This window comes from Myxococcus sp. RHSTA-1-4, from assembly GCF_020037125.1.
Taxonomy (GTDB): domain Bacteria; phylum Myxococcota; class Myxococcia; order Myxococcales; family Myxococcaceae; genus Myxococcus.
Window position 1 is genome coordinate 194044 of sequence record NZ_JAIQDG010000013.1, and the last position, 22809, is coordinate 216852.

17 protein-coding genes are annotated in these 22809 nt (G+C 70.3%); 10 read left to right on the plus strand and 7 right to left on the minus strand.

The window, feature by feature from the left end:
* Positions 1-39 precede the first annotated feature (39 nt).
* Entirely contained in the window at positions 40-5556 is a 5517-nt protein-coding gene (locus K8638_RS19335; protein WP_223756032.1) for a DNA repair ATPase, read from the plus strand.
* Between the two features lie 57 nt (positions 5557-5613).
* On the opposite strand, the gene K8638_RS19340 is transcribed toward K8638_RS19335, so the two are convergent.
* Complete coding sequence (locus K8638_RS19340; RefSeq protein WP_223756033.1) at positions 5614-6309, minus strand: expansin EXLX1 family cellulose-binding protein; 696 nt, start codon at positions 6307-6309, stop codon at positions 5614-5616.
* A gap of 71 nt (positions 6310-6380) precedes the next feature.
* On the minus strand, positions 6381-6785 hold the full coding sequence (locus K8638_RS19345) for an OsmC family protein (protein WP_223756034.1): 405 nt from the start codon (positions 6783-6785) through the stop codon (positions 6381-6383).
* 166 nt (positions 6786-6951) lie between these two features.
* On the opposite strand from K8638_RS19345, the gene K8638_RS19350 reads away from it, so the two are divergent.
* The 3 genes from K8638_RS19350 to K8638_RS19360 all read left to right on the plus strand — a co-directional run bounded on the left by K8638_RS19350 (position 6952) and on the right by K8638_RS19360 (position 9036).
* The gene (locus K8638_RS19350) at positions 6952-7713 is read left to right on the plus strand and encodes a hypothetical protein (RefSeq protein ID WP_223756035.1); all 762 of its coding nucleotides are present in this window, start codon (positions 6952-6954) and stop codon (positions 7711-7713) included.
* A 101-nt stretch (positions 7714-7814) separates the two neighbouring features.
* Positions 7815-8354 carry a papain-like cysteine protease family protein gene (locus K8638_RS19355; protein WP_223756036.1) on the plus strand — a complete coding sequence of 180 codons (540 nt, stop codon included), beginning with the start codon at positions 7815-7817 and terminating at the stop codon, positions 8352-8354.
* A gap of 37 nt (positions 8355-8391) precedes the next feature.
* Entirely contained in the window at positions 8392-9036 is a 645-nt protein-coding gene (locus tag K8638_RS19360) for a hypothetical protein (protein ID WP_223756037.1), read from the plus strand.
* A 129-nt stretch (positions 9037-9165) separates the two neighbouring features.
* Here the strand turns inward: K8638_RS19360 and K8638_RS19365 are convergent, their stop codons facing one another.
* Together K8638_RS19365 and K8638_RS19370 are read right to left on the minus strand one after the other, a co-directional pair.
* Positions 9166-12519 (minus strand): serine/threonine-protein kinase, encoded by a 3354-nt coding sequence (locus K8638_RS19365; RefSeq protein WP_223756038.1) that lies wholly within the window; start codon positions 12517-12519, stop codon positions 9166-9168.
* Positions 12520-12530: 11 nt separating this feature from the next.
* Positions 12531-13358: a hypothetical protein gene (locus tag K8638_RS19370; RefSeq protein ID WP_223756039.1), complete on the minus strand. Its 828-nt coding sequence runs from the start codon at positions 13356-13358 to the stop codon at positions 12531-12533.
* Positions 13359-13479: 121 nt separating this feature from the next.
* Here K8638_RS19370 and K8638_RS19375 point away from each other — a divergent pair, with 121 nt between their 5' ends.
* The 3 genes from K8638_RS19375 to K8638_RS19385 all read left to right on the plus strand — a co-directional run bounded on the left by K8638_RS19375 (position 13480) and on the right by K8638_RS19385 (position 16288).
* On the plus strand, positions 13480-14940 hold the full coding sequence (locus tag K8638_RS19375) for a LysM peptidoglycan-binding domain-containing protein (RefSeq protein WP_223756040.1): 1461 nt from the start codon (positions 13480-13482) through the stop codon (positions 14938-14940).
* 83 nt (positions 14941-15023) lie between these two features.
* The gene (locus tag K8638_RS19380) at positions 15024-15722 is read left to right on the plus strand and encodes a class I SAM-dependent methyltransferase (RefSeq protein WP_223756041.1); all 699 of its coding nucleotides are present in this window, start codon (positions 15024-15026) and stop codon (positions 15720-15722) included.
* Between the two features lie 68 nt (positions 15723-15790).
* Positions 15791-16288 (plus strand): class I SAM-dependent methyltransferase, encoded by a 498-nt coding sequence (locus K8638_RS19385; RefSeq protein WP_223756042.1) that lies wholly within the window; start codon positions 15791-15793, stop codon positions 16286-16288.
* A 102-nt stretch (positions 16289-16390) separates the two neighbouring features.
* Here the strand turns inward: K8638_RS19385 and K8638_RS19390 are convergent, their stop codons facing one another.
* Positions 16391-18199 carry a von Willebrand factor type A domain-containing protein gene (locus K8638_RS19390; RefSeq protein ID WP_223756043.1) on the minus strand — a complete coding sequence of 603 codons (1809 nt, stop codon included), beginning with the start codon at positions 18197-18199 and terminating at the stop codon, positions 16391-16393.
* A gap of 147 nt (positions 18200-18346) precedes the next feature.
* On the opposite strand from K8638_RS19390, the gene K8638_RS19395 reads away from it, so the two are divergent.
* On the plus strand, positions 18347-18835 hold the full coding sequence (locus K8638_RS19395) for a VOC family protein (protein ID WP_223756044.1): 489 nt from the start codon (positions 18347-18349) through the stop codon (positions 18833-18835).
* Between the two features lie 33 nt (positions 18836-18868).
* Here the strand turns inward: K8638_RS19395 and K8638_RS19400 are convergent, their stop codons facing one another.
* On the minus strand, positions 18869-19291 hold the full coding sequence (locus tag K8638_RS19400; protein WP_223756045.1) for a CBS domain-containing protein: 423 nt from the start codon (positions 19289-19291) through the stop codon (positions 18869-18871).
* A 183-nt stretch (positions 19292-19474) separates the two neighbouring features.
* Entirely contained in the window at positions 19475-20581 is a 1107-nt protein-coding gene (locus K8638_RS19405) for a heparan-alpha-glucosaminide N-acetyltransferase domain-containing protein (RefSeq protein WP_223756046.1), read from the minus strand.
* A 153-nt stretch (positions 20582-20734) separates the two neighbouring features.
* Between K8638_RS19405 and K8638_RS19410 the strand changes: the two genes are divergently transcribed.
* Both K8638_RS19410 and K8638_RS19415 read left to right on the plus strand, forming a co-directional pair.
* A complete protein-coding gene (locus K8638_RS19410) occupies positions 20735-22138 on the plus strand; it encodes a hypothetical protein (protein ID WP_223756047.1) in 1404 nt (467 codons plus the stop codon).
* Positions 22128-22808: a hypothetical protein gene (locus K8638_RS19415; protein ID WP_223756048.1), complete on the plus strand. Its 681-nt coding sequence runs from the start codon at positions 22128-22130 to the stop codon at positions 22806-22808. The genes K8638_RS19410 and K8638_RS19415 overlap by 11 nt, the downstream gene beginning before the upstream one ends.
* Position 22809: the final 1 nt, after the last annotated feature.

Here is a 22809-nt window from a genome sequence, read left to right on the forward strand (position 1 = left end):
GGCCGGGGCGGGGGTCTACGCTTCTTCCGGTGAACATCCATGGCAACTGACGGTGGCAAGGGCGCGGCGCCCACGACGGGCGAGGCGGCGCTGGAAGGCGGCAGCTACGAGGTCATCCGGACGCGGCTGCTGTCGCAGGCGGACGCGCTGGGCGCGAAGGCCACGGACCTCAATGCGCGCCGCAAGGCGCTCTTTGGCGGCACGGAGCTGTCCGTCATCGGCAACGAGCGGGTGCGCACGGAGAACAACTGCGTCCCGCGCGACATCGCCGCCATCGGGGAGTACCTCCTCTTTGGATACAACGTCTTCATCGGGCTGAAGAAGGAGACGTCGGTGTCCGACGTCTTCTCGCTGCACCGCTTCGTGAAGACCGGGGAGGGCTTCGACTTCTCCACCGTGCCCAACACCGAGGCCGGCGGGTTCCTCGCGGACCCGCGCTTCGTGAAGGACTTCGGCGAGCTCTACAAGTACTACAAGGACGCGAAGCTCCTGCAGATCCGCAGGCTGGACTCGCGCCTGCTGGCCATCTTCCAGACGGGCCAGTCGCTGCGCGACATCAAGGTCTTCCGCTTCAGCGTGGACGTGGAGGGCCGCGCCACCTACCTGGACAACCAGGGCGAGAGAGACCACGTCTTCCCGCCGTCCCACGACTTCGAGTGGACGGTGGCCACCCGTGAGAACTACGTCACCGGCCAGCATCCGCACGTCAACGTGCTGGACCAGGTGTTCGTGGAGACGGTGAAGGGCGACCTCACCATCAAGGTGGAGGACAACACCTCCACCGGCATGGGCATCTACAGCGAGCCGGTGGACGACCCGGACCAGTCGCTCGACGACGCGGAGATCGCCTGGGCCCAGGTGGGCACGCTCATCCTGCTGCGGGTGCTGCCGTTCCGGGAGAAGGCGCACCGCTACCTCGTCTTCAACTCGCGCACGCAGCACGTGGTGCGCATCGACGCCATCGGCCAGGCCTGCGTGCGGCTGCCGGAGGACCAGGGCATCGTCTTCCCGGGCGGCTACTACCTCCAGACGGGGGACTACAAGGTCTTCGACGGCGCCGCGGCCAGTGAGGGCATGGAGTTCAAGCGGGCCATCCGCTCGCCCAACGGGGAGGACGTGCTGTACGTCTTCCACCGCCGCGACGAGGGCTCCTACGTGCTCTTCCCGTACAACCTGGTGCGCAAGGAGGTGCAGAACCCCCTCGTCGGCCATGGCATGAGCCTCTTCGCGGACGGGCGGCTGGTCATCTTCCGGGCCACGTCCAACGAGCCCACCCGCGTGCACCCCATGCAGGTGTGGCAGACGCCCTTCGTCTCCGCGGAGCACGCGGCGGCCACGCCCCCGGCCCCGGGGTACCTGGGCAAGGTGGGCAACGCGGAGCTGGTGCGCGGCATCTCCGACGCGCTGACGCTCCAGCGCATCGCGAAGACGGACAAGCCCACGCGGCGCACCTACGAGGACCTGGTGGCCGCGGCCACCCGCGCGCTGGACGCGTACTACTGGCTGGGCCACGCGGAGACGGGGCTGCAGGAGCCCATCGAGGCGCTGCGCCGCACCTCCGAGCTCATCATCGACGAGTTCGAGAAGGTCCTCACGCTCCAGAAGCGCGCCACCGAGTCGCTGGCGGAGGCGGTGAAGACGCAGGAGGAATTGCTGCTGCGCGTGCAGCCCGAGCAGCTCAACAGCGCCGAGGCCTTCATGCAGGCCCTGGCGGACCTGCGCAAGCAGCGCGGCCACCTGATTACCCTGAAGGACATCCGCTACATGGATTTGGGGCGGGTGGACGCCCTGGAAGCGGCGGTGGTGGAGGCGTCCGACAAGGCCAGCGCGGCCTGCGTGGACTTCCTCCAGAAGGGCGAGGCGCTCCAGCCGCTGGCCACGCGCCTGGACGAGCTGCTGGCGAAGCTGGACCCGGTGCAGACGACGGCGGAGCTGGCGCCGCTGGGCGAGGACGTGGACAAGACGGCCCATGGCCTGGAGGTGCTGGGCGAGGTGGTGGGCGGGCTCCAGGTGGGAGACCCGCTGGCCCGCGCGCGCATCCTGGAGGGCATCTCCGAGCTGTTCAGCCGCCTCAACCGGGTGCGCGCCAGCCTGGGGGCGAAGCGCAAGGAGCTGTCCGGCCGCGAGAAGCGCGCCGAGTTCGGCGCCCAGTTCAAGCTGCTGGGGCAGAGCATCGAAAGCGCGCTGACGCAGGCGGACACGCCGGAGCGCTGTGACGAGGCGCTGTCCCGCCTCACGGTGCTGCTGGAGGAGCTGGAGGGCCGCTTCGGCGAGTTCGACGAGTTCCTCGGGCAGATCACCACGAAGCGAGAGGAGCTGCTGGAGGCGTTCGGCGCCCGGAAGCAGTCGCTGGTGGACGAGCGCCAGCGCCGCGCGCAGGGACTCTTCAGCGCCGCGGAGCGCATCCTCCAGGGCGTGCAGCGCCGGGCGAAGTCGTTCAAGACGGACGACGAGCTGAACGGCTACTTCGCGTCGGACGCGATGATCCAGAAGCTGCGGCAGCTCGCCGAGCAGCTCATGGAGCTGCAGGACAGCGTGCGCGCGGACGAGGTGCTCTCCCGCGTCAAGTCGGCGAAGCAGGACGCGCTGCGCGCGCTGCGCGACAGGCAGGACCTGTTCGCGGACGGCGACGCGCTCATCAAGCTGGGCCAGTACCGCTTCAACGTCAACACGCAGCCGCTGGAGCTGACGCTGGTGCCGCGCGACGGCGAGCTGTACCTCCAGCTCACCGGCACGGACTACGCGCAGAAGGTGGAGGACGCGGAGCTGCTGAAGTACCGCGGCCTCTGGGAGCAGCACCTCGTCTCCGAGTCGCGCGACGTGTACCGCTCCGAGTACCTGGCCGCCTGCATCCTCGGGGACGCGGAGGACGGGAAGGGCGGCCTGTCGCTGACGGCGCTGCACGAGGCCGCGGTGGGCGGCACGCTGCTGGAGCAGGTTCGGAAGTACGCGGCGGATCGCTTCGACGAGGGCTACGAGCGCGGCGTGCACGACGCGGACGCGGCGGCCCTGCTGGAGAAGCTGCTGGGGCTGCACCAGGGCGCGGGCCTCCTGCGCTTCGCCCCGGTGCCCCGCGCCTGGGCGGCGCTGTACTGGACCTTCGACGCGGACGAGGCGGGCCGGGGCCTGTTCCACCGGCGCGCGCGCAGCTTCGCCCGGCTGCGCGCCACGTTCGCCTCCGTGGACGGCATGTCCGAGCTGGGCACCGAGCTGGGTGAGCGCGTGGCCGCGTTCCTCACCTCGCACGGCGTGGCGCACTCGCCCGCGGAGGCGCGGCAGGCGGGCCGCTACCTCGTGGAGGAGCTGGGCGTGGAGCGTCCGCGCTTCACCACCAGCGGCGAGGCCCTGGCGCTGAAGGACCTGTTCCTCGGGCAGCTCGACAGGCAGGGGACGCGCTCGGCCTTCGAGGACGACCTTCGCGGGCTGGAGAAGGACCTGTCCTCGCGGCTGCGCATTGCCCGCGCGTGGGTGGACGCGTACCTGACGAAGCGCGAGGAGGGCCCCGGTGCGTGGGCGCACGTGGCGCTGGAGACGGCGGTGCTGCTGCTCACCGAGCGCAAGCTGGACCGCGAGCCGGCGGGCGCGCTGACGGCCACCGAGGTGACGAACCTGCTGGGCAGCCACCCGCGCATCCAGGACCGGAAGCTGGCGCTGCGGCTGGACGAGTTCCTGTCGCGCCTGGGCGAGTTCCGGCAGATGCGGGTGCCCCAGTACCAGGCCTACCGCGCGCTGCTGCGCGACCTGCTGGAGCGCGAGCGCCGCAAGCTGCGGCTGGAGGAGCTGACGCCGAAGGTGCTCAGCTCGTTCGTGCGCAACCGGCTCATCGACGAGGTGTACCTGCCGCTCATCGGCGCCAACCTCGCGAAGCAGCTCGGCGCGGCGGGGGAGGGCAAGCGCACGGACCGCATGGGCATGCTGCTGCTCATGTCGCCGCCGGGCTACGGCAAGACGACGTTGATGGAGTACGTGGCCAGCCGGCTGGGCCTCACCTTCGTCAAGGTGAACGGCCCCGCGCTGGGGCACGCCGTGAAGTCGCTGGACCCGGCCGAGGCCCCCAACGCCACGGCGCGCCAGGAGGTGGAGCGCATCAACCTGTCCTTCGAGATGGGCAACAACGTGATGCTCTACCTCGACGACATCCAGCACACCGACCCGGAGCTGCTCCAGAAGTTCATCTCGCTCTGCGACGGCCAGCGCCGGATTGAAGGCGTGTGGAACGGCCGCACTCGCACGTACGACCTTCGCGGCAAGAAGTTCTGCGTCGTGATGGCGGGCAACCCGTACACGGAGACGGGCGAGCGCTTCCGCATTCCAGACATGCTCGCCAACCGCGCGGACACCTACAACCTGGGTGACATCCTCGACGGGAAGGAGCACCTGTTCGCGCTCAGCTACATCGAGAACGCGCTGACCTCCAACCCGGTGACGGCGCCGCTGGCCACGAGAGACCCCGGGGACACGCACCGGCTCATCCGCATGGCGCAGGGCGAGGAGGTGCCCGCGGGCGAGCTGAAGTACGGCTACGCGGCGGCGGAGCTGCAGGAGCTCATCGCCGTCCTCCAGCGCATGTTCCGGACGCAGTCGGTGCTGCTGAAGGTGAACCTCCAGTACATCGCCTCGGCGGCGCAGGACGAGCGGTTCCGCTCGGAGCCCGCGTTCAAGTTGCAGGGCAGCTACCGCAACATGAACAAGCTGTCCGAGAAGATTGTCTCGGCGATGACGGACGACGAGCTGGAGCGGCTCATCGACGACCACTACCAGGGCGAATCTCAGACGCTCACCACGGCGGCGGAGCAGAACCTGCTCAAGCTGGCGGAGATGCGCGGGCGGCTGACGCCTGAGAAGGCGAAGCGCTGGGAGGAGATCAAGCAGGGCTTCGCCCGGGTGAAGCGCATGGGGGGCAAGGAGGACGACCCCGTGGCGCGTGTCACCGGCCAGCTCGGCGGCATCGAGGAGCAGCTCGGCGCGGTGCGGGACGCGGTGATGCAGGCGGCGTCGCAGGTCTCCAGCGGCGACAAGGGCACGGACCCGGCGGCGGAGGTGGTGCCCCACCTGAAGTCCCTGCGCGAGGCGGTGCTGGAGGTGGCGAAGGTGGGCCGCGAGGTGAAGGCCGCGCCGCCGCCTCCACCGCCCGAGGCTTCCGCGGCGGCCACGGACCTGACGCCGTACCTGAAGCACCTGGCTCAGCTCCTCAAGGCGCTCACGGAGCGGGTGGCGGTGCAGGCGGCGCAGCCGGCGGCCCCGGCCGTGGCGGCGCCCGCGCCGGACTTCGGGCCCTACATGGAGCAGCTCTCGCGGGCGATTGCCGCGCTGGCGGAGCGGCCGGTGAACGTGTCGGCCAACGTGCCCGCCGAGGCGCTCCAGCGGGCGGCCGTCGCCGGGCCGTCTCCGGCGGAGCTGAGCCGGCAGATTGAGCTCGTGGAGGGCGTGCTCCTCCCCCTGGAGCGGGCCTCGCGGCGCGCCATCCAGGGCGAAGGGGAGGGCGTCAAGTCACTGCAGGTCTGGCAGAACGTGACGGAGGCCCTGGAGCTGCTGCGCTCCATGCTGCGGCGGTAGGGCCGTCCCGCCGGGCGGGTAGGGCCTCCGGTGACCTCCGGAGGCCCGGGTGGGGCCTCAGCGGAACTGGCTGGCGCCCTCGGCGGAGTCGTTGTCGAGCACGCGCTGGAGGGTGTCCTCCACCGTCTGCCCGTCCGAGGCGGTGACGCGGAGCTGGAAGCTGCCGTCGCCCATGCCGCTATCGTTGACGAAGTAGTTGTAGTCCTCGCGGGGGATGTTGTTCCAGCCGCCGGTGCCGCGCCGCCACTCCAGCTTCTGGATGGGCAGCCGGCTGTTGCGGACCTGGATGGCGGTCCACCACGGATTGCTTCCGTTCTTGAAGTGGTACTCGAGGTTGCCGGCCACGTCGCAGGACACGGGCGTCCAGGTGATGCTGACGCGGCCCTGCTGCATCTCGGCGATCTTCGCGAACGCCTCGCGGCTCAGGTCCAGGTGGCCGGTGTCGCACTCCGGGCAGCGGTCCACGATGCGCACGCGGACGCTGCCCTTGGGGCCCTGGACGTCCACGCACATGCCACACGCGGCGCTGCCGTTGTACTGCGGCGTGTTCATGGCCGCGACCATCAGGTCGCCGTTCGGCTCGTAGCTGCAGTTACCGGCGCCGGTGGCGTCGTAGTACGTGGCGATGCCCTGCTGCTCCTCGCCCAGCGGCGTTCCGCCGCCGGACGGGTCGTCGCTGCAGCCGCCACAGGCGAGGAAGGCGGCGGCCAGGGGGAGGAGGAGGAATCGGGACTGGGAGCGGAGTGGGTGCATACGCTCGGAATCATACCCGCAAATGGCGCCGCGATTGGAGGCGGGGGCTCCTGCACCGGAGGGCAGTGTCCTCAGCCAGCGCTGGCGCGGACCCGGAACTCCGGGTGGGCGGCGATGGCCCTCTTCACCGAGCACTTCTCCGCGACCTGCACCACGGCGCCGCGGTACTTCTCGGGGAAGTCCTCGGGCAGGTGGATGTCCAGGTCCACGGCGCGCAAGGTGCCGTCCTCACCGTACTCCTGCCGCTGCGTGAGGCGGATGCCCTCCGTGGGGATGCCGCGCTTGGCGCAGAAACCCTGGACGAAGACGCCCGCGCAGGTGCCGATGGCGGCGAGGAAGACGTCGAAGGGGGCCGGAGCGCTGTCCTCGCCGCCGAGGCTGGCGGGCTGGTCGGTGTGGATGACGTGGTTGCCGACGCGCGCGTCGATGCGGCGGCCGCCGGGCAGGGTGACGACGAGTTCCTGGGTGCTGGCCATGGCGGGAGGCTCCTGAAAAGAAGTGGTGCCTGTTGGAGCCAGGGAGGCGCCGGGAGGATTCACTTCCTGGCGCCGGTGTCCGGCCCGCGATGAATCCCCTCCATTCGTTTTCGGCTCCAAGGAAATCGCGGAGTACGTTCTGGAACCTTTTTGAAAGGAGCAAGTCATGCGGAGCCTCATCCTCTGGACCCTGCTGTTGGCCTCCACGGTGGCCCAGGCAACCGACACGCGGCTGGTGGTGAGGGCTCGCGCCCGGGACGGCAAGTTCGTCGGGACGTCGATGGGAGGCGTGCAGGTCGTGGTCCGGGACACCCAGACCGGCCAGGTGCTGGCCAGAGGCGTCACCGCCGGCTCTACCGGCAACACCCAGACGCTGATGAAGCAGCCGCAAGCCCGGGGCGCGCCGCTCGCGGACGAGGCGTCCGCGAAGTTCACCGCCACGGTGGACCTCGCCGAGCCGCGGCTGGTGACGGTGGAGGTGTCAGGGCCCCTGGCGCAGCGGCAGGCGCTCGCCACCAGCACCACCCAGCTCTGGCTGCTGCCCGGCAAGCACCTCGAGGGTGATGGCCTCATCCTGGAGCTGCCCGGCTTCGTGGTGGATGTGCTGGCCCCCTCCGCACACGAGTTCCTCAAGCTCGCGGGCGACAAGAAGCTCACCATTCCCCTCCGCGCCAACCTCACGCTCATGTGCGGCTGCCCCACCGAGCCCAAGGGACTCTGGGACTCCAGCCGGTACGAGCTGCAGGCCACGGTGAAGCACAACGGCAAGCCGCTCAGCCAGGTGCCCCTGAAGTACGCGGGGAAGACCAGCACCTTCGAGGGCGAGCTGTCCGTGCAGCAGAAGGGCGCCTACGAAGTCACGGTGATTGCGTTCGACCCCGCCACCGGCAACGCCGGGGTGGACCACACCACCTTCGTCGTTGAGTAGCGAATGCGGATTTTGCGTAGATTACATTGAGTCATGGTTTTGACGAGGGATAAGAACAGGCTGGCGCGCTTGTGCGCCCAGAGCCTCCTTCGAGAGAAACCATGCTCAACAAGAAGATGTTGCTCGCCAGCCTGCTGCTGTCCGGCGCGGCCTCGGCCGCGTGGGTCGACCGGCCGGTGACGCTCATCGGCCAGCAGTACGACCAGTGGTGCCACGCGGCCTCCATCGACATGATTGCCACGTACTGGGGCGAGAGCTACTGGACCCAGTGTGACATCGTGAAGAAGGAGTTCGGCACCACGACCTGTCCCAACTCGCCCACGTCCACCATCGGCCAGACGTGTACGGGTCTGCAAGGCATGGGCTACCAGTGCACCGTGGCCTACGCGCCCCTGACGTTCGCCCAGTCCTTCTCGGACATCTACACGTACAACCGGCCCTTCATCCCGCGCATCGGCTGGACGAGCGGTGGCGGCCACCTCATGGTGATGCGCGGCGTGGACGATGCGGGGCAGTACGTCAAGTACAACAACCCGCTGCCGGTGGGGACGGGCTCCACCTCCTCCTGGGTGACGTACACGTACTTCAAGAGCAACAGCAGCTGGAACTGGACGCACACCGTCTGGAACATCCGCAAGTAGTCCCCTCGGACAACGACAGGTGAATCCCATGAACGCGATGAAGACTTTCGTTTCCACGTGTGTGGCCCTGGCGCTCCTGGCGGGCACTCCCTCCTTCGCCGCCGACGCCGACAAGGCGCGCATCGACGAGCAGGTGGCCTTCGGCCTCAAGGAGGTCCAGCGCATCCTGGAGCGTGAGGCCTCGGGCCTCGCGGAGTTCGGCATCCAGGACCGCGGTGAGCTGCAGAAGCTCCAGGTGGGCGCGCCCATCGAGGCGTACCGGCTGGACCCGAAGGGCCTGGAGGCGTACGCGCCGGGCAAGGCCATCACCCCGCTGCTCACGCCGATGGACGAGCTGTACTTCCCGGTGCTGGTGAACGGGAAGGCGCGGCTGGTGATGTGGCTGGCGAAGCTGGAGGGCACCTGGCAGTTCGCCGGCTTCGGCCAGGCCGACCTGGGCCCGGCGCTCGCCGGGCTGACGGCGCGCTACGCGAAGGCGGGCACCCGGATGAAGGTCGTCATCCAGGCGCAGACCCAGGCGAAGCTGCTCCTGGTGGAGCAGGGTGGCGCGGAGAAGCTCTTCTATCTGTCGAGCCACCCCTGGAGCTTCAACGCCGCCATCCGCAGTGACATGACCGAGCTGCGCCAGCCGGAGCTGATGGAGCAGCTCAAGGAAGCCACGCGCCAGATGCTGCGCAACTGAAGCGTGCACGCGGCCCGTCCAGGGACACGGATGGGCCGCGGTGTTTTCGCGCGAGCGCCGCGTCGACAACGTGTTCCGCGGACCAGGGCTCTGTCATGAGGCAGTCCGTCTCCGGAGTCCTGGGTTTTGCTAGCGGCCTGGAGCGCGGGCAAGCCTCTCGATTCGCCCGGCGCCCCGGGCCTTCGCCTCGCGGTCGACGACGCGCAGCAGCTCCGTCCCGTCGGCCGTTCGCCCCGCGGCCACCTGGGCCCGGGCCTGCGCCAGCCGCGCCTCGAGCCCCCGGAGCACGTGTCCCTTCTCCTCGAAGAAGGGGAGCGCCTCCCGGAATGCGCCGAGCGCTCGGGAAGGCTCACCCGATGCCGTCCAGAGCTGTGCCTCGACCACCGTCAACTGGTGCCGGAGGAGGTCGGACTGGGCCACGGCTCGGGCCTTGTCGAGCTCGGCCCGGGCTCCCACCAGGTCCTTCCGGGCGAGCAGGCTCTGGCCCAGCACCATATGGGCCTCCGCGAGGGCCTCGGGCGCCTTCTGCTCCGTGAAGGATTGCTGTCCCTCGCGCGCCAGCGCTTCCGCCACTGCGGGCTTCCGCTCATCGAGCGCGAGCCGCGCCAGCATGAGGCGGGCGTTGTTGACGTCACCGGGGCGTTGGGCCTCGTGGAAGAGGACGAGTGCTTCCTCCAGGTGCTGCCGGGCACGCGGAACGTCCCCCCGGTCCCGGTAGACGCCTCCCAGGCCCGCGAGCGCGTAGGCCCCGCAGACGTCCAGGCCCGCTTCGCGGCAGAGGCGCAGTCCCTCGACGAGGCGCTCCTCCGCGCGCGCCAGCTCTCCGCGCCCGTGGTGGACGTTGCCGAGGTTGATCAACGTGGCGGTGAGCCCGGGCCGCTCCCCCGTCTTCCGCGCGAGCGTCAGCGCCTTTTCGAGCTGGGTCTCGGCCGCCGGCAGCTCTCCCAGGGCCACCAGGACATTGGCCAGACTGCCACGTGCCCGCATCTCGTCATTCGGGGCGCTGCGCCGCGCGGAGGCCTCCACGAGACGCTCCAGGATCTGCAACGCCTCGGTGAGCTCCCCCTTCCGCCTCAGGGTGTTCGCCAGGTTGTGCAGGGCCTGCTCTTCACCTCGGACGTTGCCAATCTTCCGCTGGAGGGCGACGGCCGTCCGATGGGACTCGGCGGATTCGTCGAGCCGCCCCTGCTGGAAGTCCATGGCGCCCAGCATGTCCGCGCCCCTCGCGAGACACCCGTCCAGCTGGAGCCGCTCGCACGTCTCCAGGCCCTGGTGATGCGAGGCCCGCGCATCGTCCAGTTGCCCCAGTTGGAACAGGGCCCAGGCCTGGAAGTACAGAAGCTCGGCCAGCACCCGGGTGTCTCCCAGCGGCCGCGCGTGGGCCTCGCCGCGGCGGGTGGCCTCGAGCTGGCCGCGGAAGTCCCCCATGTCCTGGCGTGTCGACGCCTCCTGAAGGCCGATGCGAGGATCCTGGTTCGCGGGAGGGGGAAGCTGGCGGAGCCGCTCGAGCGTGGCCAGGGCGTCCCGAGGCTGGCCCGCCTCGGTCTGCGCGCGGGCCAGGCTCAGGCCGTAGTCCAGGTTGTCGGGGTAGAAGGTCCACAGGGCGCTGAAGGTCTTCACTGCCTCGGGGTAGGCCTTGGCAATGGAGAGCACCTCCCCCTGGAGCGCCAGCCGGGCCTCCCGGGAAAGCCCTCCCGAGAGCTGGATGGCCCGCTCCGCCGAGGCCCTGGCCTCGGAGCTGTACCCCAGCACGGAGGACACCCGGGCCAGCGCGGCGTGAATCATGGGGTGCGAGGGCTCGGCCTCGGCGGCCCGGGAGAACAGCTCGTGGGCCTCCTGCACCGCCTGCCGGCGCTGGGCCGCGAGGCCCTCGGCGTAGAGACGCGCGGCCTCGGCTCCCCGCGGAAGGGCGTCCCGGGCCTCCCGGGCCTCTGACTCCGTCAGCGCCTTCAGCTTCAGCTCCTCGCGCAGCGCCTTGCCCGCGCGCCTTGCCAGCTCCAGGACCTCACCCACGCTGGCTCCCGACTCGCTCACGCGTGCCAGCTCGGCTCCGGAGGCGGCGTCGTGGAGGACCAGCTCGACCTGGAGCAGCTCGCCCGAGTCACGCTCCGTCACCCGGAAACCGCCGGAGAGCGCGAGCTCCGCTCCCGTCGCGACCTGCAGCCGGAGGAGCGTCTCGGTCGACGGCGTCACGGGGAGGCGAAGGTCGGCCACCATCTGGGGAGACACGAGCCGGAATCCCGCGCCCGCGGACAGCTCGGCGGTGAGCGCCTCCCCGAGCACCGTCCCGAGCCAGGCCTGCTCGGGCGCACGCGCGCGGTTGTCCAGTGCCAGCACGGCCAACGTCGGGCGCTCCGCCGTGCCCCTCCGCGCCGGCCCGTGCCAGAGCCGCCACGCCAGGGCCGAGCCGGCGATCAGCAACAGCAGCGCGGCGGCTCCCATCGCGAAGCGCCGCTTCGGGGGCCTCGCCGAGCGGGCTCGCGCGAGGTCCGCCAGGAGGTCCCCCATCGAGCCGTAGCGGGCGTCCGGGTGCTCCGCCAACCCCCGCGCGATCACCGCGTGGACGCCCGCTGGAATGGACGCGCGCGGCTGCTCTTTGAGCGCCTCGTCCAGGGACACGCAGAAGCTGTACACGTCCGAGCGCACGCTGGCGGGTTCCCTGCGAAGGAGCTCGGGGGCCACGTAACCCGGTGTTCCCTCGACGCGGGAGGCGAGCCGCAGCGTCATCTCGCCGCGCGCCGTGTTCACTGCCGGCGCCTCCGGGGCCGGCTCGTGCGGCGACGGTGGCGCACCGGAGGACAGGAGCCGCGCCAGCCCGAAGTCGGTGACGCGGGCGACGCCGTTGCGGTCCACGAGGACGTTCTCCGGCTTGAAGTCCCGGTGCACGAGCCCCACCGCATGAGCGGCGGCCAGTCCCTGACCGGCCTGCTCGAACAAGGAGAGGATCTCCTCGACGCCGCGAGGGCGCTCCTTCAGCCAACCCCGCAGCGTTGTCCCCTCCACGCGCTCCATCGTCAGGAAGACGCGCTCTCCCTCCACGCCGATGTCGTGCACGGTGACGACGTGGGGGTGGGACGGCCGCGCCGCGGCCTGGGCCTCCCGCAGCAGCTCTTCCGAGGCGGCCTTCCCCGTGGCACGCAGCAGCTTGATGCAGATCTGCCGGTCGAGCTGTGGGTCGTACGCCGCGTACACGACGCCCATCCCGCCCTGGCCGAGCACCTCCTGGACCACGTACCGCCCCAGCCGCGTACCTCGGGGGAGGAAGGTGCCTTGTGATGGCGTTCTGCGCTCCGTGAGGACGTCCGTGGGCTGTTCTCCCCAGTTGAAAGGCTCGGTCCTCGGCTCACCCGCTTCCAGGTAGATGGCGACCTGGGCGCGGCAGGCGGCGCAGCCGTCCAGGTGCACGTCGATGTCGTGTCTCGCCTCGGGGGACGCGTCACCCGAGGCGAGATCCGCGAGCTGGCTCTCCGTCAGACAATCCATGCGAGGGAAGCTCATTTCGAGTCGAGAAGCGATTCCACGCTGGCCACCAGCCGGCTCTGGATGGCGCGCATCACGCTGTCGAGCTGGGTCCTGTCGAGCTGGAGCCGGGAGGACAGCGCCGCCCGCGTCTGCTCGAGCAGTCGCTCCCGGACCTGCACGAGCCAGCGCGCCGCGGTGGAGCGATGGACCTGGTACATCGTGCCCAGGGCGTCGATGCCGAGCCCCTGCCCGAAGCTCAGCCGCAGCAGGTTGCGCTCGCGGGCGTCCAGTGTCGCCAGCGCCTCGTGGAACGCGGCCTGGAACTCGGACAGGTAGCGCTCCTTCAGCCACTCGAGCTCGGGGGCACCGCCGCCCAGGATGGCCGACAGGGGCAGGTCATCCAGTGGCACGTTCATGCGGGTCTGTCGCGCGGCGTTGAGGGCCACGCCTCCGGCCATGGCCCGGAGCCAGCGCAACAGCGGGCCACGTCCCGAGTATTCGTTCAGCCGTGGCGGGCGGCTTCCCTCGGGCACGAGCAGCCGGATCCGGAGGAGCTGCCGGACCTCGTCGACGAAGCCCTGGGAGCCATCCACGCGCCGGGCCTCGAGGGCGGCCCGCTCCAGCACCCGCTCCAGCTCCTCCAGCGCCCCCTTCACTCCGTGGAGGCAGGCGCAGACCAGGTACAGGTCCTCGACCGGCAGCCCGGCATCACTGGAGCGCGCGAGCCGTTCGTGGGGGAGCTTCGCGCTCAGGTACCGGCGGAACTCCTCGGGAGGGAGCGCCAGCCCCGGCCAGGCCGTCCGTCCCCGCTGGACGGCGAACTGAAGGGCCTGCTCGAAGGTGTCATGCGATGCAGGCATGGCTCGCAGGGGCCTCTATAGGAACGAGCGTTCGCTCGCAAGCGACCACGTGCGCGGGATTCACATGCGACTTTTTTCGGGCTCACGTGACTGGTGGAGAGGCGCTTAACAGGAGGCCCAGATGAGTTCCGTCAGCAGTCACCGCGTTCGCAGCGGCGACACCCTTTCCACCATTGCACGTAATAACGGCGTCACCGTGGCCGCGTTGGCCAAGGCCAACAACATCCAGAATGCGGACCGCATCCGCGAGGGGCAGCTCCTCAAGCTCCCGGATCGCTTCGACACCCAGCAAACCCAGCGCTCCGGCAGGGCGCTCGGCCCCTCGGCCGGAGAGGACTCCTTCACCCCGACGCGGGCGCCGGTGGGAGAGGAGCTGGGCAGCCTGAGCCGCCGGCACGAATCCAATGGGAACCCTGCAACGGTGTCCTCCGGCAAGGGGGACAAGGGCGGCGTCTCCTATGGCGCCTATCAGTTCGAATCGACGTCCGGCTCGGTGAACCGGTTCGTGGCGTCTTTGAAGGACTCCCACCCGCAGTTCTACCAGGCGCTCGCGGGCAAGAAGCCCGCCACGGAGGAGTTCAATGCGGCCTGGAAGGAGCTGGCACGGAAGGACCCCCAGGGCTTTCTCGAGGCCCAGCACGACGCCGTCCAGGGGAAGTACTACGAGGTCGCGGCGGGTGAGCTTCACGAGAAGCTGGGGTTGGACGTCGGCGCACGCTCGAAGGCGCTGCGCGACGTGGTCTGGTCCACGGCGGTCCAGCATGGTCCCCACGGCGCGGATGACATCTTCAAGGCCGCGCTCAAGGGGCGCTCCCCGTCCCAGGTGAGCGATGAGGAGCTCATCCAGTCCGTCTACGCCGAGCGGGGCCGCCGCGACGAAAAGGGCGTGCTGGTCCACTTCCAGGGGAGCTCGCCGAAGGTGCAGAAGGGCGTGGCCGACCGCTTCGTGCAGGAGGCCAGGGACGCCCTCGCCATGCTCGCGAAGGAGCGGACGGGGGGAGCGCCCGCTGCCTCGCCGGCGCCGCCGGCACCGACGGCACCGAGCGCGTCCCGTGCACAGACGGTCCAGGTGCCTTTTTATAGTCAGTACGAGGCGGGCCACGGCTTCACGCCGGGGGATACCTCATGCTTCAAGGCGGCCACCGCGATGGCGGCGGCCACGGGCGCGAGGGTGACGGGCCCCGACAAGCGCATCCAGGTCGCCACGAGCGAGAACGGCCTCGGGCAGATCACCGTGAACCCCGAGAAGGCGAGGGAGGGGCGCAGCTACATCGATTCGCAGTTGAGCGCGGGGAAGCCGGTGGTGGTGGGCGTGAGCCACAAGGACGCGTCCTACAACGCGGACGGGCTGACGGACCACTTCGTGGTCATCACGGGCAAGGGCCAGGATGCGCAGGGGCGCACGTACTACACCTTCCATGATCCGGGCACGCGGCACACCGACAAGGGCTCGGACGCCAACCCCAACAACCGCTTCTACGTGGACGACTCCACGGGGAAGATGTTCCGCGCGGGCACCGAGGCCTCGGGCAAGATCATCACCCGGCGCTACGAGGTCTCCATGGTTCGCCCCAACGCGTAGCACCCGTGGGTGGACCTCGCGTCCTGCGCGGCCACCACCAAACGGGTGGCTGTTGCACTTCGACATGCGCTATTCCCGGGGACATGCGAATCCCTCTTCTCGTGTCCCTGGCATTCGTCGTCTCCGCTTGTGCCTCGCAGACCGCGGCGCAGCCCCCACCGGAACAAGGGCATCATCAGCAGGCGGGGGAGGGGCATCACCACGGCGGCTCCGCGGCGCACCGCTTCGAGGACGCCGAGCAGTGGGCGGCGCGCTTCGAGGACCCTGAGCGCGACGCGTGGCAGAAGCCCGACGTGGTGATTGCCGCGATGGAAATCCCTCACGGGGGCAAGGTCGCGGACATCGGCGCGGCGACGGGCTACTTCCCGGTGCGGATTGCCCGGGCTCATCCCGATGCGACGGTGTACGGCGTGGACATCGAGCCGGACATGGTTCGCTACCTCGACGAGCGCGCGCGGAAGGAGGGCCTGAGCAACATCAAGGCGGTGCTGGGTGAGCCCTCCGACGCGAAGATTCCGGAGCAGGTGGACCGCGTGCTCCTCGTCGACACGTACCACCACATCGGCGAGCGCCCGGAGTACTTCCGGAAGCTCGCGGGCTCACTTCGCCCTGGCGCCCGGGTGATCGTGGTGGACTTCAAGGTCGATTCCCCGCTCGGCCCCCGCAAGGAGCACAAGCTCGCACCGGAGAAGGTCAACGAGGAGATGGCCGCCGCCGGGTACAAGAAGGTCGGCGAGCGGGATCTCCCACACCAGTACGTGCTGATCTTCGAGCGCGCCTGAGCGGGACTGGCGCGGGGCGCTACACTGCGAGCCCCATGAACCCGGCCTCGGCACGACTCGTATGGGCAGTGGAGACCCTGGAGGTCCGCCCCGCGGACCGGCTGCTCGAGGTGGGCTGCGGGCAGGGCGTCGCGGTTTCACTGGTATGTGAGCGGCTGCGCACCGGGCGCATCCATGCCATCGATCGCTCGGCCGCGATGATTGCCCAGGCGCGCCGGCGCAACCGCGAGCACCTCGCATCGGGACGGGCCACCCTGGAGGCCGTGTCGCTGGAGGACGCGGACTTCGGCGGCGCGCGCTTCGACAAGGTGTTCGCCGTGAACGTGGAGCTGCTGCGCAAGGACCCGGCGCGTTCACTGGACGCCCTGCGTGCGGTGCTGGGCCCTCGAGGTGCGCTGTACCTGTTCCACCAGCCGCCGCTGGAGGCGAAGGTCCGGCCCTGGGCGGAGGCGACGCCCAGGACCTTGGAGGCCCACGGCTACACCGTCCGTGACGTGCGCGTGAAGGACCTGAAGCCCGTCAGCGCGGTCTGCGTCCACGCCGTCCTCTCTCCCCGGGCGCGGTGATTCGGCGGCGGGTGTGTACTCCGGAAACGGCAACGGGGTGGAAGGTGCCCGGAGACTCCGGACCTTCCACCCCGCTGATTCCCTGAAGCCGTGCTTCGCGCCTCAGTGCCCCCGGGCGGACGCGCCCATCAGCGCGCGGGCCTGCGTCACGAGCCGGACGAACTCGTTGCGGTCGGCGTCACCGCTGGCGGCGCCCTCGGCCAGCTTCTGCGCGGTCATCAGGCTCCAGCTCTCCGCGGCCGGGTTGCCGCGGAGGATGTCGGCGGTGGACGCCACGGCCACGGCGAAGCGGAAGTCCGGCGACGCGGCCTCCAGCGACTGGCGCAGCTTGGAGCGCTCGAAGGGGAAGGCCTGCTCGGCGGCCTCGGTGCCGTTGGGCGCCTTGGCGCGGACGCGCACCGTGGCCAGGGGCTCCTTCGTGTCGCCCGTCAGCTCCACCTCGTACACCGCGGTGACGTTGTGGCCGGCGCCAATCTCGCCCGCGTCCACCTTGTCGTTGCGGAAGTCGTTGTCGGCGACATCGCGGTTCTCGTAACCCAGCAGGCGGTAGCGGCGGACGGCCACCGGGTTGAACTCCACCTGGAGCTTCACGTCCTTGGCGATGACCTCCAGGGTGCCGGTGAGCTGGGTCTCGAAGACCTTCTTCGCCTCCTTGTAGCTGTCCACGTAGAAGCAGTTGCCGTTGCCCTTGTCCGCGAGCTTCTCCATCAGGTCGTCGCGGTAGTTGCCCATGCCGAAGCCCACGGTGGTGAGGGTGACGCCCTCGGCCACGTACTTGCGGATGCTCTCCAGCATCGACTCGGCGCCCAGGTTGGGGCCGATGTTGGTGTCACCGTCGGTGAGCACCACGACGCGGGACACCACGCTGCCGGACGCCTTCTTCACGGCGTGGCGGTAGGCCAGCTCCATGCCCGAGCCCATCGCGGTGCCGCCGCCGGACTGGAGCGAGTCGAGCGCGGCGTGGATGCGCTTCACGTCGGTGGCCGGCGTGGGCGGCAGCACGTCACGCGTGGAGCCCGCGTAGGTGACGATGGCCACCGTGTCGTTCTCGTTGAGGTTCTTGACGGCGATCTTGATGGCTTCCTTCGCGAGCGGCAGCTTGTCCTGCGAGTTCATGGAGCCGCTGGTGTCCACGAGGAAGACCAGGTGCGCGGCCTTGCGCTGCGAGCGCGAGACGACCTTGCCCTGCACGCCCACGCGCACGAAGTGGCGCTTGGAGTCGAAGGGGGAGGGCGCGCCCTCCAGGTGGACGGTGAAGGCGCCGGTCTCCGGCGGGGCGTAGCGGTACTTGAAGTAGTTGACGAACTCCTCCACGCGCACGGCGGAGGCGGGCGGCAGGTTGCCCTGGACGAGGTAGCGGCGGGCCACCGTGTACGACGCGGTGTCCACGTCCGCGGCGAAGGTGGACAGCGGGTCCTTCGCCGTCTCGATGAAGAGGTTGGGCTTCCACGCCTCGAAGCTGTTGCCGCGCTCGGAGGAGGCGAGGTCCGCCGCGTCCATGCCGTCCTTCGGGGCTGGCATCCCCGCGATGCGCGGGCCGACCACGGCCTTCGCGGGCGCCTCGCGGCGCTTCATCTCCGGGGCCGGCGAGGACGGCGGGGGCGGGGCCATCATGGGCTCCGCCAGGGCCATCGGCATGTCACCAGGGGCCGCGCCAGCGGCGCCGGTGGCCATGGGCCTGGAGGGCGCCTGAGCGGGCTCGGGAGCCGCCAGCTCCCCCTCGACAATCTCGTCGTCGAAGTCGACCGTCTTGTCCGCCTTCTGGGCCGGCCGCGCCTCCGACGTGGCCCGGACCTGGGCGTCGGAGCCCTCCTCCGGGGCCAGTTGCTTCATGCAGCCCGGCAGCGTGCAGGTGACGAGAAGGGCACTTCCCCACAGGGAAAGGCGGCGCTTCAGGGAGGTCGGCGTCATGCGGTCTCCAAGGACGACAGGTAGGTCGTCGGCTCGAAACGCATGACCCTCGAAATCGGGTCTATTCCCGTGAATTTTTTCTCGCACCGGACCAGGGGGCACCGCCGTCCTTGTCTGGGCAGGGCCCGTTTGGCAGGGTGACGCCCCATGCAGACCGCGAGACCGTTCCGCATCCTGGGAGTGCAGCAGATCGCCATCGGCGGGGCCGACAAGGGCCCGCTCCGCAAGCTCTGGGTGGACCTGCTGGGGTTGACGCCCCACGGCACCTACCGCAGCGAGCGTGAGAACGTGGACGAGGACATCGTCACCGCCGGCGCGGGCCCCTTCAAGGTGGAGGTGGACCTGATGCAGCCCATCAACCCCGAGGCGAAGCCCCGGGTCCACGAGACGCCGCTCAACCACGTGGGCCTGTGGGTGGACGACCTGCCCGGCGCGGTGAAGTGGCTGGAGGCGCAGGGCCTGCGCTTCGCCCCGGGCGGCATCCGCAAGGGCGCGGCGGGCTTCGACATCTGCTTCGTGCACCCCAAGGGCAACGAGCAGTTCCCGTTCAGCGGCGAGGGCGTGCTGATCGAACTGGTGCAGGCGCCCCCGGAGGTCATCGCCGCGTTCGACAAGCTGTCGGCTGGCGGGCACTGAGCCTGCCCCGCGGGGCGAGGGGGCCCGAAGCCGTCAGGGCCCCTGGTTGTCGCGCACGGCGGCGGCGGTCTGGTCCAGCTCGGCGGCCAGGAGGACCAGCACATCGTCCAGTGACACCAGCCCCGCGACACGCCCGTGCGCGTCGACGATGGGCACGCGCCTGACGCCCTGCTGCCGCATGGTGAAGAGGGTGCGGTCGAGCGAGTCCTCCACGCGAGCGGTGACGGGCTGGGGTGTCATGACCTCGGCCACGGAGACGGCGGTGGCGTCCTTTCGCGCGGCCACCACGCGGGTGACGACGTCCCGGTCCGTCAGCATTCCCACCGGACGGAGGTCATCCTCCACCACGACGAGCGCGCCCACGTGGCGGTTGCGCATCGCCTCGGCGGCCTCGGCGATGCTCTGCGACGGCTGGATGACGGCGACAGTCTTCCGGCAGAACCTTGCGAGGGACATGGCTCCTCCCTGATGGTAGGGCGCTCCCGCAATTCGCCGCCCTCCTGCATGGAGGCAGCGCATTCCGGGGCCGGGACGCAACCGGGACGATGAGGCGGGTGGACCGGCCGCTGGCCCTCCATCCGCCGGGGGCCGGGCATCCATGAGCGTCAGGGCGGGGGAGCGGCCGGCCGCACGCCCCGTTCAGACCCGGGGCCGTGACGCGGGCGCTTCCGTCTTCCGGCCTCCGCCGCGCGCTCGCTCCACCACGGCCCGGAGCGCGGGCCTCACCACGCGCTCCACGCGGTCGGTGACGATGCAGAGCCCCCAGGTGAGGCCGATGAGCACGGCGAGCAGCAGCCAGAACTGGAGCCACCCACTGCGGTCACCCCAGAAGCGCTGGAAGGAGAAGACGCCGCCAATCCGGTAGAACAGCAGCATCTCGTGGAAGAAGTAGGCGGACAGTGACGAGGTGCCGAACACCTCGATGAAGCGCCGCAGCCGTGATGGCGCCGCGCCCACGGGGACCCGGCCCTCCAGCCACAGCAGCCCGAGCAGCACGGTGCACACCCACGCGAAGCGCACGGCCGAGTTCGAGGGGTTGGCGACGAAGAAGCGGTGCGGCGGATACAGGCTGTAGAGGAAGTCCCCCGCCGCCATCCCCGCGAAGCCCAGGACCCCCAACACCCCGAGCGCCCGGATGAGCCCCGCCCGGCCCCACGCGCCGGCCACCGTCCCGGAGAAGGCGCCGAGCCACGCGAAGCCCAGCCAGGGCAGCAGCGGGAACGGCGCGAAGGAGGACTTGTTCGTCAGCGTGGCCCAGGGGCCCTGTACCAGTTCTCCCAGCGGCGCCACGGCGAAGACGGCCAGGGCCAGCACGAAGGACACCGCGCTCAGCGCGCGCGGGCGCGAGGCCAGGGCGGCGGCCACCGGCAGCACGATGAGCAGGCACACGCCCACGCACTGGAGGATGTCCATCCGGAGGATCCACACCGGCTCGCGCAGCAGCGGGAACCACGCCCAGTTGACGAGCGTGGCCACGGCGAGCACCTCGCCGATGCGGCGGAGGTTGCGGCGCACGCGCTCGCGGAGGACTCCGCCGGCCGCGCTGCGCACCATCAGCAGCGCCGTGGCGAAGCCCGCGGAGAAGATGAACGCGGGGGCCACCAGCCCGTCCACCTTCAGCAGGCGTCCCACCCAGAGGCTCTTGCGCAGCTCCGGCGTGAGCAGGGCCAGCGCGTGGGTCTGGATCATGAACAGGACCGCGATGCCGCGCAGCCAGTCGATGGCGCGCACGCGGTCCTGGGACACGGGGGTGGAACCGGAGGGCGATGGGGTCACGGCGGGAGGGGGTGGAAGGGGAGGGGGCCGATTTTCTTCATGAGCGCACCGAGACTTTTCCGTTCTGGCGCTGTTGGTGTGTCCATACGCGAGAACGGCGCACCGCGCCCACGAGGAGGTCTCGTGCTTCGAAGACTCATTCTGGGGGCCGCACTCTGCCTGTCGGGGGAGGCGCTGGCAAAGCCTCCCGCGGCGGGTGTGTTCTGCGACACCTACCCTTCGGCGCCCGCCTGCACCGGGCGGCAGCCGGCATGCACCCTGTGTCATACCGCGCCGCCCCAGAGGAATGTGTTCGGTGCCTCGCTGGAGCCCCACCTGGCGCCCGGCGCGGCGCGCCCGCTCTCCGACGGGGACTTCTCCATGGCCCTGCCCGCGGCGCTCCGGGCCGTGGAGGCGGCGGACGCGGACGGGGACAGCGCGTCCAACCTGGAGGAAATCCAGCGGGGAACCCTGCCGGCCGACCCCGCCAGCGTGCCGGTGGAGCCGGGCCTCTGCGGGACGGGAGAGAACTCCCAATACGACGTGTGCCGCTATGACCCGCGATTCGCTTACCGGCGCGTGCTGCTCGACTTCTGCGGGATGTCGCCCACCTACGCGCAGGTGAAGGCCTTCGCCGCGCTGAGCGAGGAGGGCCAGCGCGCGCTGCTCGACTCCGAGCTGGACCGCTGCACCACCACCGAGTTCTGGCGCGGCAAGAACGGGCAGCTCTGGAAGCTGGCGCACCCGAAGATCCGCCCGGTGGGCTCGCTCAAGGCGGGAGAGGACGCCGGGCCCATTCCCCTGGCCGACTACTACGACGACTACGCGCTCTACGCGTACGCACAGCTCGACGGCCACGACGCGCGCGAGGTGATGACCGCGAAGTACTTCGTGCGCCGGCAGACGCAGCCGACGCGCTATTCGCCGGTGACGTCGCTCCCGTCGCAGTTCGTCGAGGAGTCGCGCCGGGCGGGCAATCTCACCTCCTCGTGGAGCCTCATCTCCTTCGTCATGTTCACCGCGCTGCCGCGCAACGCCGCCGCGCAGAGCTACCGCGCGTACCTGGGGTTGGACATCGCGAAGCAGGAGGGACTCCACAGCGTGCCCGGTGAGCCCCGGGACTACGACGCCAAGGGTGTGCAGGCGCCGGCCTGCGCGGCCTGCCACGCGACGCTGGATCCGCTGAGCTATCCCTTCCGGAACTACAACGGCATCGCGGGCGCCGCTTCGGCGCGCTACGTGCCCGACCGGCTGGAGCTGTTCTTCAGTGACGTGGCTCCGACCATCACCCAGACGCCCGAGGCCGGGTACCTCTTCGGCCAGCCGGTGCGCGACCTGATGGAGTGGGCCCGGGTGGGCGCCGACAGCGACGCCTTCGCCATCTCCGCCGTCACCGACTACTGGAAGCTGCTGGTGGGGCACGCGCCGACGGCCGAGGAGAACGACGAGTTCGTCGCCACCTGGCGGCGCTTCAAGGACACGCACGGCTACAGCGTGCAACGCATGCTTCACGACCTGATTCGCACGGAGGCCTACGGTGCGCCCTGAATCCCTTCGCCTGGGGCTGCTCGCCTCCGCGTGGCTCCTCACCGCCTGCACGCAGCAGCCCGACGCCCGGGTGGTGGATGCCGGAACGCCACCCGTCGACGGGCAGGCCGACGCCGGAACCCCCGCGCCCCTGGCGCGCTCCTCGCGCAACAGCCTGCGCTTCAAGGGGCCCGAGCGCCTGACGCTCGACTTCGCGGCGGCGCTCTCGCTGCCCCCGGACCAGGTCTGCAACGAGCTGGGGCAGTACCCCTGCACCACCTTCGTCCACAACGTCACGCTGGGCGGCGTGGACCCTTATGGCAATGGCCTCTACGAGCCGCTGCCGGCCACCGGAGTGACGACGCCCATCGCCGTGGACCGCGTGGCGCTGGCGGCCTGCGCGCGGCGCGTGGGCCTGGATGCCGCCGCCCCGTCGTCCGCCGTCATCTTCCGGGGCATCACCCTGGACGGGCAGGGACGGCTGGCCAGCCGCGACGGCCAGCCGGTGAGGGACGCCATCACCGCGCTCTACCAGCGCGGGCTCCTGAGGGACGCCACGGAGACGGAGGTGGGCGCGTGGGTGCGGCTCTCCGTGGACGTGGAGGCCGCTGGCAGTCCCAGCCCGGGCCGCGACTGGATGACCGCGGTCTGCTTCGGAATCCTCTCCTCCGCCGAGTCCGTCTTCTTCTGAG

What these genes read in the sequence shown, in the direction of transcription:
- K8638_RS19335 (WP_223756032.1), top strand. Translation starts at nt 40, where the DNA reads ATGGCAACTGACGGTGGCAAGGGCGCGGCGCCCACGACGGGCGAGGCG.
- K8638_RS19340 (WP_223756033.1), bottom strand. Translation starts at nt 6,309, where the DNA reads ATGCACCCACTCCGCTCCCAGTCCCGATTCCTCCTCCTCCCCCTGGCC.
- K8638_RS19345 (WP_223756034.1), bottom strand. Translation starts at nt 6,785, where the DNA reads ATGGCCAGCACCCAGGAACTCGTCGTCACCCTGCCCGGCGGCCGCCGC.
- K8638_RS19350 (WP_223756035.1), top strand. Translation starts at nt 6,952, where the DNA reads ATGCGGAGCCTCATCCTCTGGACCCTGCTGTTGGCCTCCACGGTGGCC.
- K8638_RS19355 (WP_223756036.1), top strand. Translation starts at nt 7,815, where the DNA reads ATGCTCAACAAGAAGATGTTGCTCGCCAGCCTGCTGCTGTCCGGCGCG.
- K8638_RS19360 (WP_223756037.1), top strand. Translation starts at nt 8,392, where the DNA reads ATGAAGACTTTCGTTTCCACGTGTGTGGCCCTGGCGCTCCTGGCGGGC.
- K8638_RS19365 (WP_223756038.1), bottom strand. Translation starts at nt 12,519, where the DNA reads ATGGATTGTCTGACGGAGAGCCAGCTCGCGGATCTCGCCTCGGGTGAC.
- K8638_RS19370 (WP_223756039.1), bottom strand. Translation starts at nt 13,358, where the DNA reads ATGCCTGCATCGCATGACACCTTCGAGCAGGCCCTTCAGTTCGCCGTC.
- K8638_RS19375 (WP_223756040.1), top strand. Translation starts at nt 13,480, where the DNA reads ATGAGTTCCGTCAGCAGTCACCGCGTTCGCAGCGGCGACACCCTTTCC.
- K8638_RS19380 (WP_223756041.1), top strand. Translation starts at nt 15,024, where the DNA reads ATGCGAATCCCTCTTCTCGTGTCCCTGGCATTCGTCGTCTCCGCTTGT.
- K8638_RS19390 (WP_223756043.1), bottom strand. Translation starts at nt 18,199, where the DNA reads ATGACGCCGACCTCCCTGAAGCGCCGCCTTTCCCTGTGGGGAAGTGCC.
- K8638_RS19395 (WP_223756044.1), top strand. Translation starts at nt 18,347, where the DNA reads ATGCAGACCGCGAGACCGTTCCGCATCCTGGGAGTGCAGCAGATCGCC.
- K8638_RS19400 (WP_223756045.1), bottom strand. Translation starts at nt 19,291, where the DNA reads ATGTCCCTCGCAAGGTTCTGCCGGAAGACTGTCGCCGTCATCCAGCCG.